A 26,190-nucleotide genomic window follows, 5' to 3' on the forward strand; every position below is an offset into this window, starting at 1 on the left:
GGTCAGACCGGGTTCACGTGGTACATGGGGAAGTACGAGGCGATCCTTCCGTGGGCGTAGTCGTCGGCCAGTTCCGGCACCCGGTCGAAGTCGTAGACGACCTCCGAGCCCTTCGGCGCGATCCAGCCCTCGGCCTCCTGGAAGTCGCGAATGGCGGGCGATTCCTGCAGCTGCCACACGTGGGTGTTCACGAGGATGTGGCGGCTGATGGACTCGGCGCCCCGCAGATGGGTCAGGCGCATCCCCGCCTTCCAGCCGCAGGTGGTGACCACTCCCGCGCGGGCCAGCGAGGCCAGGGTGATGTCGTACAGGGGCTGGCCGATGTTGTCCACGAAGATCGCGACTCCGTGGCCGTCGCTCAGCTCGTCGACCAGCTCCCCGAACCTGCGCACCGAGTCCCGCCGCCGCTGGTGGCGTTCCCGGTCCGTGCGCTGCTCCCGGGTGGGTAGCGAAAGATCGGGGAACAGGCGGCGGTCCACCGGGGTGATCCCGTTCTCCCGCAGGAAGGCGACACGCTCGTCCGAGCCCGCCGTCATCGCCACCCGGAACCCGGCACGCCTGGCCAGCAGCAGTTCGGCGAAGGCCACACCGCCGCCCCAGCCGAACACCAGGTGGTTCGCCGGGTCGTCGGCCACCTGGGTGCGCCAGCAGCCGTAGGCCTTGTGCCAGTTGTCCCAGGCCGTGTAGTAGCGCCCGTACGTGGCCCACTGGGCCAGCGAGTACGGGGTGCCGTCGGGGATGGGCAGCAGCACCCGCACGTCCATCTTCGACTGCTTGGCCAGCAGGCCGATGGTGTGCGGGGCGTCGTAGGCGTAGGCGAGTTCGGCGTAGCCGAAGCGGTCGAGCTTGCCGAACGGCATCAGCATGCACAGGTCTCCCTCGCGGACCGGGGTGTTCCGGCCGCCCGCGTTCACCTGGAGCACGCGTACCACTCCCATGTTGCCGACGACCACCACGTCCTCGCCGCGGCTGCTGCACACGTCGATCGGTGAACGGGCCAGCGCGTGGTCGACGTTGGCCTCCCAGGAGCCGAGGATCGGCTCCACCAGGGCCTCGCCCTCCTCCAACGGGCCGAAGGTGAACACGTCGCGCCGTAGCGCGCTGCCGGGACTGCCGTCGTGAGGGCCGGTCATCGCGCCGGAGCGCAGGACCCAGGCATCGGGCGAGTAGATGACAACCTCCTGAGTTCGAGTACGGGTTCGGGACGGGCGCGGTCAGCGGGCCGCGGTGCCCGGCACCCGGTAGTCCACCGCGACCCCGCCCCACGCCTCGCCGGCGCCATAGGCGACGGCTCCGAGCCGGCCCGAGGCGGGCAGGGAGCCGGAGTCCAGCTCCTCGGCGAAGGCCAGGGGGATGGAGGCGGACGACGTGTTGCCGGAGTGCTCGATCCGGTTCACGAAGGGCACGCCGAGATGGGTGGTGAAGCCGCGGACCTGCTCCAGGATGCGGCCGTTGGCCTGATGGCCGACCAGGACGGTCGGCGCCGGGCCGTGGTCGAAGAGGTACTGCGCGGACTCCGACATGCGGCGCACGGCCCGGTCGTACACCTGCATGCCGTCCAGGTGGATGCCGCCCTCACCGGTCTCCCGCATGAGCGCCTCCTGCGAGCCGTCGCAGCCCGCGACCTGCCGGAAGGGCGCGAACGGCGCGCGGTCCTCCAGCAGGACGGCCGCGGCGCCGTCGGCGAAGATGCACGCCGTCTGCCGGTCAGTGCGGTCCACCAGCCGGGACATGGCCTCCACCGAGCACACCAGAACCGACCGCGCCTGTCGGGACTCGCAGAGCGAGAGCCCGGTGACCAGTCCGTAGACGAACCCGCAGCAGGCCGCGTTCATGTCGAAGGCCAGCACTGCGGAGTCGAGGCCGGCCTGTCGTGCCACCTGCTGCGCGATGCCCGGGACGCGCCGGCGTACGGAAGTGCTGACGACGACCAGGGCGCCGATCGACGAGGGGTCCGACAGCCGGGTCACGATCGGCGCGCACGCCTCCGCAGCGACGTCCGTCAGCGGCGTCCCGTCCGGCAGCCACGAGCGGGACGCGATGCCGCTGCGGCGCCGGATCCACTCGTCGGTGAGGCCGATCGACTCGAAGTCGTCGTTGGTGACCGTCCGTCCGAGCTTGGCCGTGGCGACATCGACGATGCCGGCGCTCACTGCCCGTTCGCCAGCTTCACGAAATAGCTGCTGAAGTCGTCCAGGAAGGCGAAGGCCGCGGTCTCCTGCAAGTCTCCCTTGACCTGGAGTTCGCGCTCCAGCTGCTGGTGCAGCTCGACCAGGTCGAGGGAGTCGAGGTCGAGGTCGGCGACCGGCCGGGTGAGGTCGTCGGGCCCCAGCGCCGGGTCGCGCTCGCGCAGTTTGGCCAGCATCGTGTCCGCGATACGGCTCTCGATGTCACTCATACTCGTTCTCCGTTCGGGGGGAATGGCTCACAGGGCTGGGGTGTCGGGCTTCTCACGCGGGGCCGGGCTGCCCGAGCGCCAGCCGGTACAGGGGCTCACCGGACTTCAGAACCGTGCCGGCCGTCGCGGTGTGGCCCGTGACCCGTCCCGCGAGCTCCGCCACGATCTCCGTGCTGGCCTTGTCGGTCTCCACGACCGCGATCACGTCCCCCCGCTCGACCAGGTCGCCGACGGCGGCGACCCACTCGACGAGCAGGGCCTCGCCGAGGCCGTGGCCGAAGCCGGGAACGTACATGTCCACCGATGAGTCGGTCATTTCGTCATCACCAGCACCTCGTCCGTGATCTGCTGCACATCGATCAGGTAGTCCTTCTCGAAATCCGCCGGGGGATAGGCCCGACGGGCAGGAGCCAGCCGGCGGACGGGAGCGCGCAGGACACCGAATCCGTGCTCGGCCATGAACGCGGCGATCTCGGCGCCGATGCCGACGTCCTTGGATCCCTCGTGCACGATCAGCAGCCGTCCGGTGCCGGCGACGGACTCCATCACCGTGTCCATGTCGAGCGGGGCCACCCAGCGCAGGTCCACCACCTCGACGTCCACCGTGGGCGCGAGGGCGTGCGCCGCCTGCAACACCTCGTGGGTGACCGCGCCGAAGGTGGCGATCGTCAGGTCCGTGCCGCGCCGCACCACCCGGGCCGCGGTCGGCGACTTCGCGGGCCCGGCATCCCGGACGGGTGCGTTCCGCCGCCAGTACAGGCGGATCGGTTCGTACACCACCACGGGCGAACCGAGCCGTACCGCGTACCGCAGGATCTGGTCGGCGTCCTCGCCCGTGGACGGGCACGCCACAGACAGCCCCGGAACGCGGGCGAACAGCGCCTCGTTGGACTCGCTGTGGTGCTCGACGCCCCGGACGCCGCCGCCGCTCGGGATGCGCACCACCAGGCTCGGGCTGACCTGCCCGTTCGACCGCTCGCCGATCCGGGCCGCCTGGGTCACCAGCTGGTTCACCGCCGGATAGGTGAACCCGTCGAACTGGATCTCGCAGACCGGGACCAGCCCGCTCATCGCCAGGCCGACCGCCTGGCCGACGATCGTGGACTCGGCGAGGAGCGAGTCGCGGACCCGGTCCGCTCCGAAGCGGTCCCGCAGGCCCCGGGTCACCCGGAAGACGCCCCCGAGCCGGCCGATGTCCTCGCCGAGCAGCAGCAGGGCGGGCTCCTTGTCGAGCAGGTCGGCGAGGGTCGCGTTGATGGACTCCGCCAGGGGCGCGGACGCGGTGCTCATCACGTGTACTCCTTCATCAACTGCTCGCGCAACAACCGGACTTCCGCCTCGACGCCGTCGAACCACGCTGCGTCCACCAGGCCCGACTCCCGCAGCCGGGCCGCGTAGGCGGTCACCGGGTCCGCCGCCCTGGCCTCTGCGATGTCCTCGCCGGAGCGGTAGATCTCCTGGGCGTCGGAGGTCGAGTGGCCGTGCATGCGTGCCACCTGGATCTCCACGAGGCAGGGCGAGCGTTCGGCGCGCACGTGAGCGGCGGCCTGTGAGCAGGCGGAGAAGACGGTCTCCGGATCCCTGCCCCCGATCCGCACCGCCTCGATCCCGAAGCCCCGGGCGCGCTCGGCCAGCGAGGTGCGCATCTGCTCCCGGGCCGGCTTCGAGATGGCCCAGCCGTTGTTCTGGCAGACGAACAGCACGGAAGCCGACTCGACGGCCGCGAGGTTCATCGCCTCCGACATGTCGCCCTCGCTGGTGGCGCCGTCCCCGATGTACACGACGACGAAGTCCTCGCGGCCCTGCAGGCGTTGTCCGATCGAGTAGCCGACGCCGTGCAGCGTCTGTGCGGCCAGCACCAGGGTGTAGGGGAAGAAGCGCAGGCTGAGCGGGTCCCAGCCGCAGAAGGTCCGGCCACCCCACTGCGCGACCAGCTCGGCGGGCGTCACGCCGCGCAGGAGGGCGACGGCGTGCTCACGGTAGCTGGGGAAGACGGTCGGGGCCGGGCCGACGGCCAGCGCGGAGCCCACCTGGGCGGCCTCCTGCCCCTGGCAGGACAACCAGAGGTCCAGCGCTCCCTGCTTCTGCAGTTGCCGGGCCTCCTCGTCGACGCCCCTCGCCACCAGCATGTGGCGCAACAGCGACCGCCGCGTGTCGTCGTCTGGATCTGTCGTGTACTCGGATTCTGACGTCAAGTCCGATCACCAGTCGTAGGTCCGTCGAGGAGCTTTCTGCCGTGATGCGTGCGGAACACACCGGAGGGCTTCCCGCGCAAAGGGAAACCGCACGGCGCGGGCCGGACGCGGAATACCGGTGAATAGGAGAAACCGGTGCTCGCGCGCAGGTGAGGCGTACGTCGGTGCGTGTCCACCCCGGTAGTCGTCCGGTGCGGAATGGTGAAAAGAGAAACCTTCGGCCGACCGTTCTCCGAAACGGTCCCGATCCGTTGCGGGGAATGGACCCAGCCGAATACGGGTGTGCCCGCCCCGGGCCGCTGATCGGTCATGGTGGCACAAGAACCCCGGCGGATACAGATTGCGGCGGACGACCACGAGGCCGGTGTTCTTCCGCCTTGTGAGGTCGGCGGCCGAGACCTAAGTTGGCGTTGGCATTCCAGGGGCGCTGCGGATGCCGGGATGTCCCGTCGACGGGACGACGCCCATCGGCGAACCCGCCCCTGACGCTTTCCCGAACTCGGCCTGGCGTTTATTCCTGCCGAGTCCCCGCGACGTTCAAGGACGGTGGAATGAGCACGAACCCTTTCGATGACGAAGACGGTCGCTTCCATGTGCTGGTCAACGACGAGGACCAGCACTCCCTGTGGCCGGTGTTCGTGGACACACCCACGGGCTGGCGGGTGGTCTTCGGTGAGGCGTCCCGGACCGAGTGCCTGGAGTACGTCGAGCAGAACTGGACGGACCTGCGCCCGAGAAGCCTGCGTGAGGCGATGGCGGAGGGCTGAACTCCGGCCGTACGGACCGCGGTGGGGAGACGACGGTGGGGAGGGCATCCTGTGACGACGGTGAGCCGGTACACGACGACCATGGCCGGAGCCGGCGGGGGAGGCGCGCCGCGTGACGCGGTGCTGTCCTTCGTCGGAGGACAGGCCACGGTGGGCACGTCGGGGATGACCTTCCCGCAGGGCTTGCCTGAGCGGTCCTGGGAGCGGATCGGGAGCGGCCTGCGTGAGCTCACGAACTCCTCGGCGTGGTGGCTCGGCGACTGGTTGATCTACGGGGAGACCACCTACAGGGCGCGGCGCTACCGGGAGGCCGTCGAGCGGACCGGCCTCGACTACCAGACGCTGCGCAACTACGCGTGGGTGGCCCGCAGGTTCGAGCACCACCGCAGGCGCGACAGCCTCAGCTTCGCCCACCACGCGGAGGTCACCAGCCTGCCCCCGGCGGAGCAGGACCACTGGCTGCACGAGGCCGACCGGCTCAAGTGGTCGCGCAACGAGCTGCGCAGGGCTCTGCGCGCCGGACCCGCCGAGCGTCGCGCAGCGGCCGGATCGGTCCCGGGCGGCATCCCGTCGGCCGGGGCTGCCGCGGCGGCCGGCGACGGCACGCGCGACACGGCGCCCCGGACCAGCGCCCCAAGGGCCACCGCCGAACCGCGCGGGAAGGTCGCCACCCTCACCATCGAACTGTCCGCCGGGCAACTGGACCACTACTCGCAAGTGGCCGCCGCGCACGGTCTGCCCCTGGAGCAGTGGGTGACCCGGATGCTCGACGCCGTCGACCGGCGTACCGCCTAGTGCGCCGGTCAAGGCCCCTTCCCCGGTGGTGTGGGGCCGACCCGACCGGCCCCACACCCCTCACATCGGAGTCAGTTGATGATCCTTCAGGGCAAGCGGGTCGACCTGCCCCCGGAGCCCGTCGTCCACCGGCGGTTCGAGGCGCACGCCGAGGCGACCCCCGACACCGTCGCCGTCTTGTGCGCCGGGCACCGGATGACGTACGCGGAGCTGAACGCGGAGGCGAACAGGTTCGCCCACGCCCTGCTGTCCCGCGGACACGGGCGGGGCGCCAAGGTCGGGATCTGCCTCGACTACTCGATCGACATGCTCGTCGCCGTCCTCGGCACGTTGAAGGCCGGGGCGGCCTACGTGCCGCTCGACCCGGCCTACCCGGAGGCAAGGCTACGGTTGCTGCTCGGGCAGATCCCGGATCTCGCCCTGATCGTGGCGTCCCCGGCGACGGCCCCGCTGGTCGCGTCGTCCCGCGCCGAGGTCATCGACGTCCGCCGGCTGCCCGGCCCTCCGGCCGGCCACCCCGCTACCGGCCCCGACGTCCGTGTCACCGGGGACGACATCTGCTACGCGGTCTTCACCTCCGGCTCGACCGGGACGCCGAAGCTCACCGCCGTCCGGCACGAGGGCTGGTTCAACCTGCTGAACTGGCTGACGGACGAGTACGGACTGCACCGCGGCTCGCACCACCTGGTCGTCAGCGCCTTCGGGTTCGACCTCTCCCAGCGCAGCCTGATGGCTCCGCTCTTCTGCGGCGCCACCCAGCACCTGATGGCGAGCCGGAACGTCGACGTGATGATGGCCTACCGCATGCTGACCGAGCACGACATCCGCGTGGTGCACTGCGCCTCCAGCACGCTGTACCTGTTGGTGGACCGGGAGACCGCGCGGGGCGGTGACGCGCTTGCCCGGCTGGACTACCTGCTGTTCGGCGGCGAGCCGCTGAAGAGCGAACGGATCGCGGACTGGGCGGCGCGCGAGGGCACCACGTGCACCCTCCTGCACCAGTACGGTGTCGCCGAGTGCACGGACGTCGCGACCTCCTTCGACCTCGCCGGGCACCGGCCCGGCGACGGGCAGGCGGCTCCGGTGGGCCGGCCCGTGCACAACACGGACATCCTCCTCCTCGACGAGCAGTTGCGCGGCGTCGCTCCGGGAGAGAGAGGCGAGATCTGCATCGCCGGGACCGGCGTCGGCGCGGGCTACCTCAACGGCTCGGGTCCCGAGTCCGAGCGGTTCACTTCGGCCGAGGTCGACGGTGTGCCCCGCCGGCTGTACCGCACGGGCGACCGCGGCTACGTGACGGAGGCCGGGGACCTGGTCGTCCTGGGCAGGATCGACGCGCAGGTGAAGGTCCGGGGCATGCGCATCGACCCCGCGGACGTCGAGCGGGCGCTCGGCCGCCTGGCCGGGGTGCGGGAGGCCGCGGTCGTGGTCGCTCCCGCCGAGTCGGGCGAGGCCGAGCTGACCGCGTTCGTCGTGCCGGACGGGGACGTCCTCGCCGAGGACGAGGTGCGCGAGCGCCTCTTGCGGTCACTGCCGCGGAACATGGTCCCGGCCCGGTTCATCGGCATTCCGCGCATCCCGCTGAGTCCGCACGGCAAGGTCGACCGCGCGGCGCTGCTCGACGCTTACCGCAACGGCCCCGCCGGCAGCGGCACGGCGGCCTGATTCGCGGACCGCGAGGACTACGAGGAGAACGCAAATGATCAGCGACGACGTGCGCGCCATCTGGTGCCGGGAACTCCGGCGCGACCACATAGCGGACGACCAGAACTTCTTCGCCCTGGGCGGCCAGTCCCTGATCATGGCCAGGATCCAGGGCGCGTTCGCCGACGAGCTGGGCGTCGAGGTGCCCATGGACCGGCTCTTCCTCAACCCGACGATCGCCTCGATCTCCGCATACATCGGGTCCCTCGACCCGGTGGCTCCTCCGCATCGGACCTGAGCGGTGCCCCGTCACTCCGCGTCACTCCGAACAACAGACTGCCTGGCAAGAGAGAGGCGCCATGTACGACGTGATTGTCATAGGTGCCCGTTGCGCGGGAGCGCCGACGGCCATGCTCTTCGCACGTCGGGGCTATCGGGTCCTGCTCCTGGAGAAAGCGCGCTTCCCGCAGGACACCCTGTCCTCGCACTACATCCACCAGCCGGGTGTGGCCCTGCTCAACCAGTGGGGACTACTCGACGAACTGCGCGCGGCGGGCTGTCGCCCGATTGACCACCAGAGCTACGAGGCGCCCGGTGTCCGCCTGGACGGCTTCTCCCTGCCGGTCGACGGCCAGCGCACCACGTACGCGCCCCGGCGGTACGTCCTCGACCCGATCCTCGCACGCGGCGCCGTGGCGGCCGGTGCGGAGTTCCGGGAATCCTGCGCCGTCACCGACCTGGTCTTCGAGAACGACCGGGTCGTCGGCGTACGGTACACCACGCCCGCCGGGTCCACGGCAACGGAGCGGGCCCTGCTCGTCGTGGGCGCGGACGGGATGCGGTCGCTGGTGGCACGCAAGGCCGGCGCGCGCAACGTCGTCGAACACCCCCGCCAGACCTGCACCTACTACAGCTACTGGGCCGGGGTGCCCGCGCACTTCGAGTCCTACGCGCGCCCCGGGCGCTGGATCGGCGTCATCCCGACCAACGACGACCTCACGCTGCTCATGGCCTACTTCCCGCAGGACGAGTTCTCGGACGTGCGCAAGGCGGTGGAACCCGCCTACCTCGACGCCTTTCGGACCACGGCGCCCGAGCTGTACGAGCGGATGCGGGCGGGCGAGCGCATGGAGCAGCTCTACGGCACGGGGCACCAGGAGAACTTCTTCCGCAAGGCCTACGGCCCCGGCTGGGCCCTGGTCGGCGACGCGGTGAATCACAAGGACTCCATCACCGCCCGCGGCATCACCGAGGCGTTCCTCCAGGCCCGGACGCTCACGGAGCACATCGGGGACCGGCTCCACGACCCCGGGGCGCTCGAGGCGGCGCTGGAGCGGTACGAGGAAGACCTCGACGAGGACCACGCCAGCTTCTACCAGGCCGCCCTGAACGTGGCCGAGCTCAAGCCCGAGGGGCGCACCGAGATGCTCCGGAAACTGGTCGGTCATCAGGACCTGATCGACCGGTACTTCTCGACCCTGTCGGGCGCCTGCTCCATCGACGACTTCTACAACACCGACCTGCTGACGCTGCTCGACCAGAGCTGAGTGACGGCTCGCTGCGCGGCGGCCCCGCCGATTTTGGAGAAACAATGATCCCGTTGTCGTTCGCGCAGCGTCGGCTGTGGTTCGTGCACCAGTTCGAGGGTCCGTCGTCGACGTACAACGGCGCCTTCGCCCTGCGGCTGACCGGTGACCTGAACGTGGGCGCCCTGGAGTCGGCGCTCCGCGACCTCGTCGACCGGCACGAGGTCCTGCGCACGGTGATCGCCGAGGACGACGACGGCGTTCCGCATCAGCGGGTGCTGCCGCCGGACACGGCGCCCCTCGCCCTGCCGGTCGTCGGCGTCGCGCGGGAGGAGGAGCGGGCGGCGGCCGTGCACGAAGCGGCCACCGCCCCCTTCGACCTGGCCGCAGACGTCCCGCTGCGCGCCCGGCTGCTGCGGTCCGGGCCGCACGAGCACACCCTGGTGATCGTCGCCCACCACATCGCGGTGGACGGGGAGTCGTTCGGGCCGCTGTTCCGTGACCTCGCCCTCGCCTACGGTGCCCGCCGCGAGGGCCGGGCCCCGGCGTGGGAGCCGCTCGCCGTGCAGTACGCGGACTACACGCTGTGGCAGCGGGACGTGCTCGGCGACGAGTCGGATCCTGCCAGCCTGGCCGCCCGCCAACTGGATTACTGGCGACGGACGCTGGCCGATCTGCGGCAGCCGCTGGCCCTGCCCACCGATCGCCCCCGCCCCAAGGCCGTCGGTCCGCACGGCGACGTGATCCGGTTCACCGTGGAGCCGGAACTGCTCCGGTCCGTGGAGCGACTGGCCACGGAACAGGGCACCACCGTGTCGATGGTCATGCACGCGGCACTCGCGGTCCTCCTGCACCACCTCGGCTGCGGCGACGACATCCCGATCGGCGCACCGATCGCCGGCCGCACCGACGAGGAGCTGCGCGACCTCGTCGGCTTCTTCGTCAACACCTGGGTGCTGCGCGTCGACCTGTCGGGCGACCCGAACTTCAGGGACCTGCTGGAGCGGGTACGGGACACCTCCCTCGCCGCCTACGACAACCAGGACATGCCGTTCGAGCGGCTCGTGGAACTGCTCAACCCCGAACGCTCCGCCGCCTACAACCCGTTCTTCCAGGTCATGCTCTCCTGGCAGCCGCCCGTGCCGGACCTGGAACTGCCCGGCCTCGGCGTGCGGGCCGAGCGGCTGGAGACGGCGACGGCCAAGTTCGACCTGTTCTTCGACATGCTCCCGGACGGCACGGGCGGAGCGCGATGCCGCCTGGAGTACGCCACCGACCTGTTCGACCCCGGTACGGCCGAGTCCCTCGCGCACCGCTTCGTGCGCGTCGTCCAGCGTCTCGTGGCCGACCCGGGGCAGCGCATCGGCGGGCTCGACGTGCTCGACCCGGCCGAACGGGACCTGCTGCTGATCCGGCTCAACGACACGGCGACCGCAGTGCCGGAGGTGACCGTCCCGGGCCTGTTCGAACGCCAGGTGGCCCGTACACCGGACGCCCCGGCCGTCGTGTGCGACGACCGGACGCTGACCTACCGCGAGCTCGACGACCGGGCCGACGGCATCGCCCGGGAACTCGCCCGACGCGGCGCCGGACCCGAGGACCTGGTGGTCCTGGCCCTGCCGCGCACCGAGAACCTGGTCGCCGGACTGCTCGGCATCCTCAAGTCCGGCGCCGGCTACCTGCCGATGGACCCCCGGCACCTCGGCGGGCGGGCCGCGACCGTACTGGCCGAAGCCCGCCCCCGGTTCGTCGTCACGGACACCGCGACGGCCGCAGCCCTGCCGCCCCACGCCATGGCGGTCGTCGACCTCGACCGCCGCGCGGAGTGGGACGCGTTTGGACCGGCACCCGGCCGGACCGGCACGCCGCACCCGGACAACCTGGCGTACGTGATGTACACCTCCGGCTCCACGGGCACGCCGAAGGGCGCGGCCATCACCCACCGCAACGTCGTCAACGGCGTGCGGGCGCTGGCCCGCGTGCTCGACGCGCCGGCCGGCTTCCGGATGCTGGCCGGCACCTCGGTCAACTTCGACGTCTCGGTCTTCGAGCTGCTCTCCACCCTGACCACCGGCGGCACGGCCGAGATCGTGCCGGACGTGCTGGCCCTCGTCGAGCGCGGCGGCTGGGACGGCCAGGTGATCAGCGCGGTGCCATCGGTCCTCGCGGAACTGGTCGGCCATCTGGACCGGATGAGCGGCGTGCGCACCGTCGTCTTCGCGGGCGACGTCCTCCCCGCCGCCCTCGTCGGCCAGGTGCGCGAGGCCCTCCCCGGCGTACAGGTGGTGAACTCCTACGGCCAGAGCGAGAGCTTCTACGCCACGACGTTCTCCCTCACCGCGGCCCAGCAGGTGCCGCAGGGCGACGTCGCCCCCATCGGCACGCCCCTGGACAACATGCGCGCCTACGTCCTCGGCCCCGGGCTCGCCCCGGTGCCTCGGGGGGTGACCGGGGAGCTGTACGTGGTGGGGACCTGCCTCGGCCGCGGCTACCACGGCCGCCCGGGCATCACGGCCGAACGGTACGTGGCCAGCCCGTTCGGCCCGCCGGGCGAGCGGATGTACCGCACGGGCGACCTCGCCCGCTGGAGCGCGCGCGGCGAGCTGGAGTGCCTGGGCCGGGCCGACGGCCAGGTGAAGGTGCGCGGCTTCCGCATCGAGACCGCCGAGGTCGAGGCCGCGTGCCTGCAGCACCCGGGAATCAGCCAAGCCGTGGTGATCGGCAGGGACGCGCCGTCGGGCGGTCGGCGGCTCGTCGCGTACGTGGTGCACACCGGCGAGGGAGCCGTCGGCGACGACGGCGCCGGCGGCATCGGCGACGTGGACGTGATGGCCGGAGCCTCACCCGCCGAGCTGCGCCGGTTCGTCGCGGCACGGCTGCCCGACTACATGGTGCCGTCGGCGTTCGTGGCGCTCGGCCGGATGCCGCTCGGCCCGACCGGCAAGCTCGACCGCTCCGCGCTGCCCGAACCCGAGTTCACCGGGGAGACCTACCGGGAGCCGCGCACCGAGGCCGAGGCCGTCATCACCGCCGCGTACGCCGACGTGCTCGGGGTGGAACGCGTCGGCGCCGACGACGACTTCTTCGCGGTGGGCGGGGACAGCCTGCGGTCCATCCAGGTGGTGGCGCGGGCCCGGGCCCGCGGCCTGGACCTCACCACGCGAGAGATCTTCGAGTGCCGCACGGCGGCCCGCCTCGCCGAGGTGGCGTCCGCCCGCCGGGACCGCACCCCCGCCCTCGCCGAGGACGAGGACGGCGGCGTCGGGCCGATGCCCCTGCCACCGGTGGCCCGGCACGTCTTCGAACACGGCGGCGGCATCGACCGGTTCGCCATGGCGATGACGCTCGAACTGCCCGCCGGCATCGACGAGCAGAAACTCGCCGCGACGCTCGACGCCGTGCTCGACCGGCACGATCTGTTGCGCGCGCGGCTGGTGCGCGGCCCCGAACCCGCCCTCCTGGCACGCCCCAGGGGCACCGTACGGGCGGCGGACCTGATCCACCGGGTGCCCTGCGACGGCCACTGGGACGAGCCGGCCGCGCTGCGGGCGGCCAGGGCGGAGCTGGACGCGGCGGCCGGGCGCCTCGACCCGGAGGCCGGGATCCTGGTGGACGCCGTCTGGTTCGCCGCACCGTCGGGAGCGGGGAGACTGCTGTTGGTCGTGCACCACCTGGTGGTGGACGGAGTCTCCTGGCGCATCATCATGGCGGACCTCGCCGAGGCGTGGCAACGGATCCGGGCCGACCGGACCCCCGGCCTGCCCGAGGTCGGCACGTCCGCCCGACGCTGGGCGGCGGCGCTTCAGGAGGAGGCGCACTCCGAGCAGCGGGAGGAGGAACTCCCTTACTGGCTGGACCTGCTGGAGACGCCAGACCCGCCGATCGGCACCCGGCCCTTCGACCCGGCGGTGGACGTGATGGCCACCGTCGACAACGTGCGGGTGGAGCTGCCCGCCGACGTCACCGAGTCGGTCCTGACCACCCTGCCCGCGGCGTACCGGGGCACCGCCACCGACGTGCTGCTCGCCGCCCTGGCGTTGGCGGTGGACCGCTGGCGTGGCGCGGACCGCCCCACGCCGGTCCGCCTGGAGGGACACGGCCGCGAGACGGAACTCGTCCCGGGAGCCGACCTCTCGCGGACCGTCGGGTGGTTCACCAGCATGCACCCGGCCCGGATCGACGTAAGGGGAGTGCGGTGGGCCGAGGTGCTGGCGGGCGGCCCTGCGGCCGGGGCCGCGATCAAGCGGGTGAAGGAGCAGTTGCGCGCCGTCCCCGACAAGGGCATGGGATACGGGCTGCTGCGCCACCTCAACGCCGACACGGCCGGGCAGCTCTCCGGATACCCGGCACCGCAGATCGGGTTCAACTACCTCGGCCGGATCTCCGGCGCCGACGTGCCCGAGGAACTGCGCGCGGACGGCTGGGGTCCGTCGCCCTGGTCCACCGAGCTGGTCCCGGCACCCGACCCGGACCTGCCCGCGCTGTCCGTGCTGGAGGTCAACTCGGTCGCCACGGACGGTGCCGACGGCCAGCGGCTGCAGACCGCCTTCATGTTCGCCACGGGCGTCCTGTCCCGTGAGCGGGCCGCGGAGCTGGCCCGGTTGTGGGTGGAGGCGCTGCACGGCATGGCCCGGCACGCCACCCGCCCAGAGGCCGGCGGTCTCACCCCCGCCGACGCACCGCTGGTCGCGGTGGGACAGGACGAGATCGAGACCTGGGAACAGCACTACGGCCGGCTCACCGAGGTGTGGCCACAGGCCCCGGGACAGTCCGGCATCCAGTTCCAGGCCGCGCTCGCGGACGGCTCCTTCGACGTCTACCACATGCAGTTCGTGCTGCACTTGTCCGGCCCGGTGGACTCCGAGCGCATGCGCGCGGCCGGACAGGCCCTGCTCGACCGCTACCCGAACCTGCGGTCGGCGTTTGTCACCGCGGCCGGGGGCGACCCCGTGCAGGTCGTACCGGAACACGTCCGGCTGCCCTGGCGGCACATCGACCTGTCCGGTCGGGACGCGGCCGAGACGGACGCGGCGCTCGAGAGGACCCTCGCCGAGGACCGGGCCGACCGCCTCGACCCCGCCCGCCCCCCGCTGTTCCGCCTCGCCCTGCTCACCTACGGGCCGGCGCAGGCCAAGCTGATCATCACCGCCCACCACACCCTGTTCGACGGCTGGTCCTCCCCGGTGGTGATCACGGACCTGGTCCGGCTCTACGCCGGCAGCGAGGAGCTCGCCCCGGTCCGCAGCTACGGCGACTACCTGACGTGGCTGTCCACCCGGGACCGGGAGGCGGCGGCCGCCGGATGGGCCGCGGCGCTCGACGGATTCGACCAGCCGACCCTCGTCGCCCCCAACGCCCCGCTCCAGCAGGACGTGTCCGCCCTCGGCCGCATCGAGGTGCCCCTGTCCATCGACAAGGGCCGCGGACTCGCCCGGCGCGCCTCGGAGCTCGGCGTCACCCTCAACACCCTCCTCCAGGGAGCCTGGGGAATCCTGCTGTCCACGCTCACCGGGCAGCAGGACGTGGTGTTCGGAGCCGCCGTCAACGGCCGTCCGGCGGACGTACCGGGCTCGGACGGGATGGTCGGCCTGTTCATCAACACCCTGCCGACCCGGGTGACGATCCGGCCGGACCGCAGCGTGGGCGACCTCGTCACCGACCTCCAGGACCGGCAGACCGCGCTGCTCGACCACCACCACCTCGGCCTCGCCGACATCCAGCGCGGCGCCGGGCTGCCCGCCCTGTTCGACACGATCGTCGTCTTCGAGAACTACCCCGTCGACCGCGAGGGCATCGTCGACGCCAACCTCGCGGCCGGCTTCACCATCGACGCCATCCGCCCCTTCGCCGGCTCCCACTACCCCCTCACCCTCAACGCCTCCGACCCCTACCTGCGGCTCTCCCTCGACTACCAGAACAACCTCTACGACCGCGCGGACGCCGAGGCCATCGCCGCCCGGCTGGTCCGGATCCTCGACCAGCTGCACGACGATCCGCTGCTGCCGGTGCGCGTGGTGGAGGTGTTGTCGGTGGAGGAGCGGGAGTGGTTGGTGCGGGGGGTGAACGACACGGCGGTCGCCGTGGAGCCGGGCACCTTGCCGGGGGCGTTCGAGGCGCAGGTGGTGCGTGATCCGGATCGGGTGGCGGTGATCGCGGAGGGGGAGTCGCTGAGTTACGGGGAGCTGAACCGGCGGGCGAACCGGTTGGCGCACTGGCTGGTGGAGCGGGGTGCGGGGCCGGAGCGGCTGGTGGCGGTGCGGGTGCCGCGGTCGGTGGATCTGCTGGTGGCGGTGTATGCGGTGGTGAAGTCGGGGGCGGCGTACGTGCCCTTGGACACGGATCTGCCCGAGGACCGGGTGCGGCATGTGCTGGACAGTGCGCGGCCGTTGCTGGTGCTGGAGGAGGGGCTGCCGGATGTGTCGGGGTATCCGGAGTGGGATCCGGTGCGGGAGTTGGTGCCGGATCATGCGGCGTACGTGATCTACACGTCGGGTTCGACCGGTGGTCCCAAGGGGGTGCCGGTGGCGCATCGGTCGATCATGAACCGGATCCGGTGGGGTCTCGACCACTTCGACGTCGGCGTCGAGGACCGGGTGCTGCTGAGCACGTCGGCGAGTTTCGACGTGTCGGTGCCGGAACTCTTCGCGCCGCTGCAGGTCGGCGCGGCGGTGGTGGTCTCGCGCCCCGACGGGCGCCGGGACCCCGCCTACCTGGCCGAGCTGATCCAGCGCGAGCGGGTGACCGGCGCCGACTTCGTGCCGTCCCTGCTGTCCGCCTTCGTCGCCGAACCGCTGGCCAAGCAGTGCACCAGCCTGCGCTGGATCGAGGTCGCCGGAGAGGCCTTCCCGGCCGAACTCGCCAACCGCTTCACCGAACTGCTGCCCGGCTGCTCCGCCCACAACCTCTACGGACCCACCGAGGCGTCGGTGGAGGTCACCGGATGGCAGCACGTCCCGGGCTCCGACCGGGTGCCGATCGGCGCGCCCATCTGGAACACCCAGGTCTACGTCCTGGACGCGATGCTGCGCCCCGTCCCGCCCGGCGTCGCCGGCGACTTCTACCTCGCCGGGGCCGGACTGGCCCGCGGCTACCTGGGACAGACTCCGCTGACCGCGCAACGGTTCGTGGCCTGCCCCTGGGGCGCACCGGGCACGCGGATGTACCGCACCGGTGATGTCGCCCGGTGGAACGAGGACGGCCAGGTCGAGTACCTCGGCCGCAGCGACTTCCAGGTCAAGGTCCGCGGCTTCCGCATCGAACTGGGCGAGGTGGAGGCGACGCTGACCGCGCACCCCGGCATCGACAGCGCGGTCGTCGTGGTCCGTGAGGACCGCGCCGGCGACCAGCGGCTGGTCGGGTACGTCGTACCGGCCGGCGGGAGCGACCCGTCCGCCCTCGACACCGCGACCCTCACGGAATCGGTGCGCGAGCGCCTGCCGGAGTACATGGTCCCCTCCGCGATCGTCCCGCTCGCCGCGTTCCCCGCGACACCGAGCGGGAAGCTCGACCGCGGTGCCCTGCCCGCGCCCGGCCACACCGAGGCCCCGGTGGGACGAGGACCGCGCACCCCCGACGAGGAGGTCCTCTGCCGGCTCTTCGCCGACCTGCTCGGTGTGGACGAGGTCGGCGTCGACGCCGACTTCTTCGACCAGGGCGGGCACTCACTGCTGGCCACCCGGCTGGTCGGCCGCATCCGTTCCGAGTTCGACGTCGACGTGAAGGTCACCACGGTGTTCCGCAATCCGACCGTCGCCCAACTGGCGGGCCGGATCCGGAAGCTGACCCGGTCGAGCCGTCCCCGACTGCGCCAGATGACCGTAGAGGAGAACCGTCGATGATCCCGTTGTCCTTCGCTCAGCGCCGTCTCTGGTTCCTGCACCGCCTGGAAGGCCCCTCCGCGACCTACAACGTTCCGTTCGTGCTGCGTCTGGAGGGCACGCTGGACACCGCGGCGCTGGGCGCCGCGGTGACGGACGTCGTCACCCGCCACGAGACCCTGCGCACCCTGATCGTCGAGCACGCCGACGGCACGCCCGAACAGCGGATCCTGCCCCCCGAGGAGGCCGTCTTCCCGTTCCGGGTCACCGACGTCGCCTCGGACGCGGTGGACGACGCCCTGCACGAGGCGGTGAGCGCGGGCTTCCGCCTGGACGCCGAACTGCCCCTGCGCGTCACCGTCCTGCGCGTCTCCCCCGAGGAGCACGTGCTGGTCTTCGTCTTCCACCACATCGCCGCGGACGGGGCGTCCATGGCGCCCTTCCTGCGGGACCTGGTCACCGCGTTCACCGCGCGCCGCCGGGGTGCCGCGCCCGACTGGGCTCCGCTCGCGGTGCAGTACAAGGACTACACGCTGTGGCAGCGGCAGATGCTGGGCGACGCGGACGACCCGGACAGCGTCGTGGCCGAGCAACTCGCCTACTGGCACGAGGAGCTGGACGGCGTGCCCCAGCCGGTGCAGCTGCCGCTGGACCGGCCCCGGCCCACGGCGGCCGACCACCGCGGCGGCCACGTCGACATCGCGCTCGACGCGGACCTGCTCGCCGGGATCAGGAAGGTGGCCGCCGACCGCGGAGCCACGGCCCCGATGGTCGCCCAGGCCGCTCTCGCCGTACTCCTGCACCACCTCGGCGCCGGACACGACCTGACCATCGGCAGCCCGATCGAGGGCCGCCCCGACGAGCAGCTGGAGGACCTCGTCGGGTTCTTCGCCAACACCTGGGTACTGCGCGCCGACCTGTCGGGCAACCCCGCCTTCACCGACCTGCTGGACCAGGTACGAGACCGGGCCCTCGCCGCCTACGACCACCAGGACGTCCCCTTCGAGCACTTGGTGGAACTGCTCGACCCGGACCGCACCACCGCCTACCAGCCCCTGTTCCAGGTGATGCTGGCCTGGCAGTTCGCCTGGTCGGACGTCGAACTGCCGGGCCTCGGGGTCACTCCCGTCCCGGTCGGGACCGGCACCGCCAAGTTCGACCTGTTCTTCAACATCGTCCCGGACCCCTCCGGGGGCGCCCGCGGACGCCTGGAGTACGCGACGCACCTGTTCGACCACACCACGGCCGAGAGTCTCGTCGAGCGGTACGCACGGGTGCTGCGGCAGGTGGTCGACGATCCCGGGACACGGCTCGGTGCGACGGACGTGCTCACCGGCGCCGAGCGGGACCGACTGATCCGTCCGGGCGAGCCGGTGCGGCCCGAGGACCTGGCGACGCTGCCGCAACTGGTCGCCGCCCAGGCCGCACGGACCCCGGACGCGACCGCGGTGGTGTCCGGCCGTACCGCGCTGACCTACCGGGAGCTGGAGACCCGCGCCGCCCGGCTGGCCGCGGTCCTGCGTGACGACGGGGTCGGTCCGGACGTGCTGGTGGCCGTGGCACTGCCGCGCACGGCCGACCTGGTGGTCGCCCTCCTCGGTGTGCTCAAGGCGGGCGGCGCCTACCTGCCGGTCGACCCGGACTACCCCGCCGAGCGCGTCGCCCAACTGCTCGACACCGCCCGGCCCGCCCTGGTATTGACCGACCGCGTGACCGAGCCGGCCGTCGCGGGCTGCCGGCCACCGGTGCTGTGCCTCGACGACCTGGACCTCGACGGCCCCGCACCCGGGACGCCGGACGTCCACGTCGCACCCGACCACCTCGCCTACGTGATGTTCACGTCCGGATCGACCGGGACGCCCAAGGGCGTCGGCGTCACCCACGCCTGCGTCGTGCGCGGCGTCGCGGACCTGCGCCGCGTGACCGGCGTCCGGGAGGGCTCCCGGATGCTCGCCGCGACCTCCGTGAACTTCGACGTCTCCGTGTTCGAGACGTTCACCGCGCTCACCACCGGGGCATGCGTCGACCTCGTCCACGACGTGCTGGAACTCGGTACGCGCGACGGCTGGTCCGGCACCACAGTGAGCGCCGTGCCGGCGGTCTTCTCCGCGCTGCTCGACCAAATCGCCGCCGACGGCGTCGCACTGCACGCGGACACCGTCGTCTTCGCCGGGGAGGCCCTCTCCGCCGACCTGGTGCACCGCGTACGCGACGCCCTGCCCGGGGTCCGCGTCGTCAACGCGTACGGGCAGACGGAGAGCTTCTACGCCTCCACCCACACCGTCCCGCCGCGCTCCGAGGCGAGCGGCGCGGTACCGGTCGGCCGGCCCCTGTTCCACATGCGCGCCTACGTCCTGGGCCCCGAACTCACCCCCGTCGCCCCCGGGGTGACCGGCGAGCTGTACGTCGCGGGGCAGCTCGCCCGCGGGTACCACCGCGCCGGCGCGGCCACCGCGGAACGGTTCGTCGCCTGCCCCTTCGGCCCCGCCGGGGCGCGGATGTACCGCACCGGCGACCTCGCCCGGTGGGACCGTGACGGCCTGCTGCACTACGCGGGACGCGCCGACACCCAGGTCAAGGTGAACGGCATAAGGGTCGAGCCGACCGAGATCGAGACCGTGCTCGCCCGTCACCCCGCGGTCGCCCGCGCCGTGGTGACGGCCCGCGAGGATTCCGCCGGCGCCAGACGGCTCGTCGGCTACGTGACCTCGGCGGCAGCCGGGGACGGCGACCAGCGGACCGGCTCCCCCTTCCCGGTGGCCGACCTGCGCCGGTACGCGGCCCGGCGGCTGCCGGACTACATGGTCCCCGCCCACCTCGTGGTCCTGGACGAACTCCCGCTGACCGCCAACGGGAAGGTCGACCGGGGCGCCCTGCCGGCGCCGGAGTTCGGCGGCGGCGAGTACCGGGCGCCACGCAACGCCACCGAACAGGTCCTGGCCGAGGTGTACGCCGACGTGCTCGGCGTCCCGCGCGTGGGCCTGGACGACGACTTCTTCACCACCGGCGGCGACAGCATCCGCTCCATCCAGGTCGTCGCCCGGGCCCGGGCGCGCGGCGTCACCGTCAGCACCCGCGAAGTCTTCGAGCACCGCACGGTGGCCCGCCTCGCGGAACTGGCCGAGGAGCGCGGCGACGAGGACCGCGTGGTCCTGGCCGAACTGCCCGGCGGCTCGGTCGGACCCGCCCCCCTGCCGCCGACCGCGGCACACGTACTGGCCCTCGGCGGCGCCCTCGGCCGTTTCTGCATGTCCGCACTTGTGACCTTGCCCGCGGACGTCGACCGAGCGGGACTCGTCGCGACCGTCCGGGCGGTCCTCGACCGCCACGCCGTCCTGCGCTCCCGGCTCGACCGCGAGGGACCCGCACTGCTGATCGGGCCCGCCGGCAGCGTCGACGCCGACGCGCTGGTGCGGGAGGCGGTTTACCACGCGGCCGGGATGCAGGCCGAACTGGACGCGGCCGCCGACCGGCTGGACCCGGACGCGGGCGTGATGGCGCAGTTCGTGCACCTCACCTCCGCCACCGAGGGCGACCGGCTGCTGATCGTGCTGCACCACCTGGTCGTCGACGGCGTCTCGTGGCGGATCCTGCTGCCCGACCTGGTGGCCGCCTGGCAGGCCGTGCGCGAGGGCCGCGCCCTGCCACCGGCCCCGGCGGGTACCTCCCTGCGCCGGTGGACACACGCCCTGGCCGAGGAGGCCGCCGCCCCCGCACGGGTCGCCGAACTGCCCGTGTGGCAAGAGATCCTGAGCGCGGACGAACCGGTCCTCGGAACACGGGAGCCGGACCCCGCGCGCGATGTCGCCGCCACCGTGGACACCGTGCGCGTCCAGGTACCGGCCCACGTCACACGGGCCCTGCTCGACACCGTGCCCGAGCTGTTCCGCGGCGGGCCCGACGACGGGCTGCTGGCCGGGCTGGCCCTGGCCCTCGCACGCCGGAGGCAGACGCGCGGCGGCGGCTCGGCGGCGCTGGTCCGGCTGGAGGGACACGGCCGGGAGGAGTACCTGGCCCCCGGGGCGGACCTGTCCGGCACCGTCGGCTGGTTCACGGCGATGTACCCGGTGCGCCTCGACCTGGCCGGCATCGACCTGGCGGACGCCTTCGCCGCCGGCCCGGCCGCCGGTCAGGCCGTCAAGGCCGTCAAGGAACAACTGCGCGGTGTGCCGGACCACGGCCTGGGCTACGGCCTGCTGCGCCACCTCAACCCGCGCACCGCCGACGAACTGGCCGGGCTGCGGGAACCTCAGATCGGCTTCAACTACCTGGGGAGGTCCTCCGGCGCGGACCTCCCCGAGGACCTGCGCGGCCTGGGCTGGGCGCCGGACACCACGCACCGGGACCTGATCGCCGCACCGGACCCGGACATGCCGGTGCTGTCGGCGCTGGAGATGAACGTGGTCGCCACCGCCGCCCCCGACGGTGACGAACTCACCGCCTACTTCGGCTTCCCCACGGGCGTGCTCACCCGGGACGAGGTGACCGAACTCGCCGGGCTGTGGGTCGAGGCCCTGACCGCCCTGGCCCGGCACGCCACACGCCCCGGGGCCGGCGGACTGACCCCGAGCGACGCGCCCCTGGTCACCGTCGACCAAAGCGAGATCGACGCCTGGGAGGCACGCTACGGACGGCTCGCCGCGGTGTGGCCGGCGACCCCGGCGCAGTCCGGGATCCTCTTCCAGGCGACCCTGGCCGGCACCTCGTTCGACCCTTACCACATCCAGCTGGTGTTCCACCTGTCCGGAGAGGTCGACCCCGACCGGATGCGCCGGGCCGGACAGGCGCTGCTGGACCGCCACCCCGGCTTGCGCGCGGCGTTCGCCGACCGCGCCGACGGCGACGTCGTACAGGTGGTGCCGGCCGCGGTGACCCTGCCGTGGCAGCACCTCGACCTGACCGGAACCGAAGAAGCGCAGCGCACCGAGGTGCTCGAGCGGTTCCTGGAGGAGGACCGCACCCGGTACTTCGACCCGGACGCCCCGCCCCTGCTGCGGCTGGCCCTCGCCGTCCTCGAACCCGGCCGGCCCGAACTCGTCCTGACCGCCCACCACGCGCTGTACGACGGCTGGTCCACCCCCCTGCTCATGCGGGACCTGCTGCTGCTCTACGCCTCCGACGGCGACCCGTCCGCGCTGCCCGCCCCCCGCGACCCCGGCCACTTCCTCGGCTGGCTCGCCCGGCAGGACCGGGAGGCGGCGGCACGGGCCTGGGCGGACGAACTCGACGGCGTCGAGGAGCCGACCCTGCTCGCCGCCGACGCCTCCGGCGCCGACGACGGCAGCCGTGGCCAGGTCGACGTCACCCTCACGCCCGAGGAGGCACGCGCGCTGACCCGCCGCGCCACCGAGCTCGGCCTCACCCTCAACACCCTGGTCCAGGGCGCCTGGGGGCTGCTGCTCGGGCAGCTGACCGGCCGCCCGGACGTGGTGTTCGGCACCACCGTCTCCGGCCGCCCGCCCGCCGTGCCGGACGTCGAGTCGATGGTCGGCATGTTCATCAACACCGTCCCCGTGCGGGTGACGTACGGGCCCGGGGAGACCGTGGCCGCGCTCCTCACCCGGTTGCAGCAGCGGCAGGCCGGGCTGGCCGAGCACCACTTCCACGGACTCGCGGAGATCCAGCGGGCCACCGGTTTGCAGTCGCTCTTCGACACTCTGTTCGTCTTCGAGTCGTACCCCGTCGACCGGAAGGGCCTGAGCGCCGCCACCGACGCCGCGGGCGGCATCTCCTACACGGGCTTGCGCCCGTCCGCGGGCAACCACTACCCGCTGTGCCTGTTGGCGGCGGCCGACCCGCACCTGCAGCTCACCTTCCAGTACGCACCGGGCGTCTTCGACCGCGGGGCGGTGGAGACGTATGCGGCCCGCCTCGCCCGTGTGCTGCGGCAGCTGGCCGCCGACCCCGGGCTGAGGGTCGCGCAGATCGACACCCTGGGACCGGGCGAGCGCGAGCGCGTCCTCGGCCTCTTCGCCGACGAGGCCGTCCCGCCCGCGCACGACACGATCACCGCGCGCGTGGAGGCACAGGTGGCGCGGACCCCGGACGCGGTCGCCGTGCGCGCCGGCGGCGACACGCTGACCTACGCCGAGCTGGACGCCCGCGCCGAGCGGCTCGCGGCCGGGCTGGCCGGGCGCGGGATCGGCCAGGAGAGCGTGGTGGGCGTGGTCCTGCCCCGCACGATGGACGCGGTGGTGGCCCTGCTGGGCGTACTCAAGGCGGGTGGTGCCTATCTGCCCGTCGACCCGGCCTACGCCACCGCCCGCCTGCGGCACGTGCTGCCCGGCGCCCGGCCGGACTTGCTCCTGGCGGACGAGGAGACCCGAGCGCTCGTCCCCGCCACGGACACCCCCGTCGTCCTCCTCGACGACCTCGTGCTCTCGGCGACGCCGGGCACCGCGGCCGCCCCGCGGTCCGTGGCCGGCCCCGACCACCTCGCCTACGTCGTCTACACGTCCGGCTCCACCGGCGTGCCCAAGGGCGTCGCCGTCACCCACATGACGGTCGTCAACGCCGTGGACACCATGGTCGCGCAGGCCGGAGCCGAACACGGGGCCCGGATCCTGGTCGCCGCCTCGTTCGGTTTCGACGTCGCCACCTTCGAGACGTTCGCCGCGCTCACCACGGGCGGCAGCGCCGAGATCGTCCGCGACGTGCTGGAACTGGCCGAACGCGACCACTGGGACGTCGACGTCGTCTGCTCGGTGCCGTCCGCCTTCGCCGAACTCGTCGACCAGTTGCCCGGCCGTATCAGCCCCACGGCCCTGAACATCTCCGGTGAGGTGCTGACACCGGCCCTGGCGGCCCGAGTCCGCTCCCTGTGGCCCCAAGCGCGCGTCATCAACAGCTACGGGCCCAGCGAGACCTTCTACGCCACCAGTCACCTCCTGGACCCCGACGAGCCCTACCCGGGCGGGGTTCCCGTCGGCCGTCCCTTCCCCGGTGTCCGGGCCTACGTGCTGAGCCCCGCCCTCGCTCTGCTGCCCCCGGGCACCCCGGGCGAGCTGTACCTGGCCGGAGCGGGACGCGGCTACCACCGCCAGCCCGGCATGACCGCCGACCGCTTCGTCGCCGACCCCTTCGGGCCGCCCGGCTCCCGCATGTACCGCACCGGCGACCTCGCCCGCCTGACCACGGACGGGGAACTGGACCACCTCGGGCGCATCGACACCCAGGTCAAGATCCGCGGCTACCGCATCGAGCCGGGGGAGGTGGAAGCCGCCCTGACGGCCCATTCCGGCGTCGCCCAGGCCGCCGTCGTGCCCCGGCAGGCCGGCGGCACCCGGTACCTGGCCGCCTACGTCGTCCCCGCCCCGGGCGGAACCGCCCCGGACCCGGCCGGACTGCAACGCCACCTCGCGGAGCGACTGCCGGACTACATGGTGCCCGCCGCGTACGTGCCGGTCGAACGGCTGCCCCTGTCGCCGAACGGCAAGCTCGACACCAAGGCCCTGCCCGTCCCCGACCTCACCCCCACCACCCCCTTCCGGGCGCCGCGCAGCGCCCGGGAGGCGGCGCTGGCCGGGTTGTTCGCCGAAGTGCTGGGCGTCGGCCGGGTCGGTGTCGACGACAACTTCTTCACGCTCGGCGGGCACTCCCTGCTCGCCACCCGGCTGATCAGCCGGGCGCGCGCCGAGTTGGGGACCGAGATACCCATCCGCAAGATCTTCGACCTGCCGACCGTGTCCGCGCTCGCCGCCTGGTCCGAGGAGTCGGCCGTACCCCTTCGCCCCAATCTCCGCCAGATGACCGTCGAGGAGTGACACCCGTGATTCCGCTGTCGTTCGCACAACGCCGCATGTGGCTGACGCACCAGATCGAGGGAGGGGCGGAGACCTACAACATCTCCCCGGCGTTCCGGCTGACCGGGCCGCTCGACCGGGACGCCCTCGCGGCGGCCATCCGTGACGTGGTCGGCCGCCACGAGACCCTGCGCACCACGTACGTGACCGACGAGGACGACGAGCCCCACCAGAGGATCCTGGCGGCCGCGGACGCGCCGGTGCCGCTGCCGGTGGCCGACGTCACCCCCGAGGAACTGCCCGGCGCGATCGACGAGGTCATCGCCCACCGCTTCGACCTGGCCGCCGAGATCCCCTTCCGGGCGCACCTGTTCCGCTGCTCGCCCGAGGAGCACGTTCTGGTGCTGGTCATTCACCACATCGCCTCCGACGGGGTCTCCGGAGGGCCGCTGGCGCGTGACCTGACGGCCGCCTACACCGCTCGGCGCGAGGGCCGGGCACCGCGGTGGGCGCCGCTGCCCGTGCAGTACAAGGACTACGCGCTCTGGCAGCGCGAACTGCTCGGCGACGTGAACGACCCCGGCAGCCTGGCAGCCGCGCAGATCGACTACTGGCGCGCGGAACTGGCCGGCGTACCCCAGCCCCTGAACCTCCCCCTGGACCGGCCCCGGCCCGCCGAGCGCAGCTCCCAGGGCGAGGCGGTCGACGTCGTGGTGGAGGCCGCGGTGGCGGCCGGCCTGCAGAAGCTGGCCGACGAGCGCGGTATGACCATGGCGATGGTGCTGCAGGCCGCGGTGGGAGTGCTGCTCGGCAAGCTCGGCGGCGGGGACGACGTGACGATCGGCGGCCCGATCGCCGGGCGGACCGACGAGGCGCTGGCCGATCTCGTCGGGTTCTTCGTCAACACCCAGGTCCTGCGCGTGGACCTCTCCGGCGATCCCACCTTCGCCGATCTCCTCGCGCAGGTCCGGGACAAGGCGCTGACCGCCTACGAGCACCAGGACGTGCCGTTCGAGACCCTGGTCGAGCAGATCAACCCCGAACGCTCCCTGGCCTACCAGCCGCTGTTCCAGGTGATGTTCGCCTGGCAGAACTTCGCCCGTCAGGACTTCGAACTGCCGGGACTCAAGGTGGAGTTCGAGCAGCACCTCACCCAGACCGCCCTGTCCGACCTGTTCTTCAGCATCGCGATGGACGAGACGGGTGCCCTGCGGGGCGACCTCCAGTACGCCACCCAGCTGTTCGACCGGGACACGGCGGAAGCCGTCGTCGCGCGGTTCGTGCGCGTGCTGGAACAGGTGGCCGC

Annotated in this window: 14 protein-coding genes; 8 read left to right on the forward strand and 6 right to left on the reverse strand. The window is 72.5% G+C overall.

Annotated elements, in window-relative coordinates; all coding sequences use genetic code 11:
* Window positions 1–2 precede the first annotated feature (2 nt).
* The 6 genes from EBH09_RS32130 to EBH09_RS32155 all read right to left on the reverse strand — a co-directional run bounded on the left by EBH09_RS32130 (window position 3) and on the right by EBH09_RS32155 (window position 4,593).
* Complete coding sequence (locus EBH09_RS32130) at window positions 3–1,133, reverse strand: zinc-binding dehydrogenase (protein ID WP_121750361.1); 1,131 nt, start codon at window positions 1,131–1,133, stop codon at window positions 3–5.
* Between the two features lie 81 nt (window positions 1,134–1,214).
* Complete coding sequence (locus EBH09_RS32135; protein ID WP_121750362.1) at window positions 1,215–2,153, reverse strand: ketoacyl-ACP synthase III; 939 nt, start codon at window positions 2,151–2,153, stop codon at window positions 1,215–1,217.
* The gene (locus tag EBH09_RS32140; RefSeq protein ID WP_121712949.1) at window positions 2,150–2,398 is read right to left on the reverse strand and encodes a phosphopantetheine-binding protein; all 249 of its coding nucleotides are present in this window, start codon (window positions 2,396–2,398) and stop codon (window positions 2,150–2,152) included. Before EBH09_RS32140 ends, EBH09_RS32135 begins: the two co-directional genes overlap by 4 nt.
* Window positions 2,399–2,450: 52 nt before the next feature.
* On the reverse strand, window positions 2,451–2,714 hold the full coding sequence (locus EBH09_RS32145) for a lipoyl domain-containing protein (RefSeq protein WP_121750363.1): 264 nt from the start codon (window positions 2,712–2,714) through the stop codon (window positions 2,451–2,453).
* The gene (locus EBH09_RS32150) at window positions 2,711–3,688 is read right to left on the reverse strand and encodes a transketolase C-terminal domain-containing protein (RefSeq protein ID WP_121750364.1); all 978 of its coding nucleotides are present in this window, start codon (window positions 3,686–3,688) and stop codon (window positions 2,711–2,713) included. Before EBH09_RS32150 ends, EBH09_RS32145 begins: the two co-directional genes overlap by 4 nt.
* On the reverse strand, window positions 3,688–4,593 hold the full coding sequence (locus EBH09_RS32155) for a thiamine pyrophosphate-dependent enzyme (RefSeq protein ID WP_238697502.1): 906 nt from the start codon (window positions 4,591–4,593) through the stop codon (window positions 3,688–3,690). Before EBH09_RS32155 ends, EBH09_RS32150 begins: the two co-directional genes overlap by 1 nt.
* Before the next feature lie 551 nt (window positions 4,594–5,144).
* Here EBH09_RS32155 and EBH09_RS32160 point away from each other — a divergent pair.
* From EBH09_RS32160 to EBH09_RS39465, 8 genes are all read left to right on the forward strand, one after another.
* A complete protein-coding gene (locus EBH09_RS32160) occupies window positions 5,145–5,360 on the forward strand; it encodes an MbtH family protein (protein ID WP_121750366.1) in 216 nt (71 codons plus the stop codon).
* Between the two features lie 51 nt (window positions 5,361–5,411).
* Window positions 5,412–6,155, forward strand: a complete 744-nt coding sequence (locus tag EBH09_RS32165; protein ID WP_274595155.1) for an LmbU family transcriptional regulator — start codon at window positions 5,412–5,414, stop codon at window positions 6,153–6,155.
* 78 nt (window positions 6,156–6,233) lie between these two features.
* Complete coding sequence (locus EBH09_RS32170; protein ID WP_121750367.1) at window positions 6,234–7,820, forward strand: amino acid adenylation domain-containing protein; 1,587 nt, start codon at window positions 6,234–6,236, stop codon at window positions 7,818–7,820.
* Window positions 7,821–7,854: 34 nt separating this feature from the next.
* Entirely contained in the window at window positions 7,855–8,097 is a 243-nt protein-coding gene (locus tag EBH09_RS32175; RefSeq protein WP_121712959.1) for an acyl carrier protein, read from the forward strand.
* A gap of 61 nt (window positions 8,098–8,158) precedes the next feature.
* Window positions 8,159–9,346, forward strand: coding sequence for an NAD(P)/FAD-dependent oxidoreductase (locus EBH09_RS32180; RefSeq protein ID WP_121750368.1), 1,188 nt, complete (start codon window positions 8,159–8,161; stop codon window positions 9,344–9,346).
* A gap of 44 nt (window positions 9,347–9,390) precedes the next feature.
* The gene (locus EBH09_RS32185) at window positions 9,391–17,163 is read left to right on the forward strand and encodes a non-ribosomal peptide synthetase (protein WP_121750369.1); all 7,773 of its coding nucleotides are present in this window, start codon (window positions 9,391–9,393) and stop codon (window positions 17,161–17,163) included.
* A complete protein-coding gene (locus EBH09_RS32190; RefSeq protein WP_121750370.1) occupies window positions 17,160–24,905 on the forward strand; it encodes a non-ribosomal peptide synthetase in 7,746 nt (2,581 codons plus the stop codon). Before EBH09_RS32185 ends, EBH09_RS32190 begins: the two co-directional genes overlap by 4 nt.
* Window positions 24,906–24,910: 5 nt before the next feature.
* A partial coding sequence (locus EBH09_RS39465; RefSeq protein WP_238697581.1) for a condensation domain-containing protein occupies window positions 24,911–26,190 on the forward strand: 1,280 nt, incomplete at its 3' end.

It is taken from the genome of Streptomyces sp. E2N166 (assembly GCF_003671715.1).
GTDB lineage: Bacteria > Actinomycetota > Actinomycetes > Streptomycetales > Streptomycetaceae > Streptomyces > Streptomyces thinghirensis.

What these genes read in the sequence shown, in the direction of transcription:
- EBH09_RS32130 (WP_121750361.1), bottom strand. Translation starts at nt 1,133, where the DNA reads ATGACCGGCCCTCACGACGGCAGTCCCGGCAGCGCGCTACGGCGCGAC.
- EBH09_RS32140 (WP_121712949.1), bottom strand. Translation starts at nt 2,398, where the DNA reads ATGAGTGACATCGAGAGCCGTATCGCGGACACGATGCTGGCCAAACTG.
- EBH09_RS32145 (WP_121750363.1), bottom strand. Translation starts at nt 2,714, where the DNA reads ATGACCGACTCATCGGTGGACATGTACGTTCCCGGCTTCGGCCACGGC.
- EBH09_RS32150 (WP_121750364.1), bottom strand. Translation starts at nt 3,688, where the DNA reads ATGAGCACCGCGTCCGCGCCCCTGGCGGAGTCCATCAACGCGACCCTC.
- EBH09_RS32160 (WP_121750366.1), top strand. Translation starts at nt 5,145, where the DNA reads ATGAGCACGAACCCTTTCGATGACGAAGACGGTCGCTTCCATGTGCTG.
- EBH09_RS32170 (WP_121750367.1), top strand. Translation starts at nt 6,234, where the DNA reads ATGATCCTTCAGGGCAAGCGGGTCGACCTGCCCCCGGAGCCCGTCGTC.
- EBH09_RS32175 (WP_121712959.1), top strand. Translation starts at nt 7,855, where the DNA reads ATGATCAGCGACGACGTGCGCGCCATCTGGTGCCGGGAACTCCGGCGC.
- EBH09_RS32180 (WP_121750368.1), top strand. Translation starts at nt 8,159, where the DNA reads ATGTACGACGTGATTGTCATAGGTGCCCGTTGCGCGGGAGCGCCGACG.
- EBH09_RS32185 (WP_121750369.1), top strand. Translation starts at nt 9,391, where the DNA reads ATGATCCCGTTGTCGTTCGCGCAGCGTCGGCTGTGGTTCGTGCACCAG.
- EBH09_RS32190 (WP_121750370.1), top strand. Translation starts at nt 17,160, where the DNA reads ATGATCCCGTTGTCCTTCGCTCAGCGCCGTCTCTGGTTCCTGCACCGC.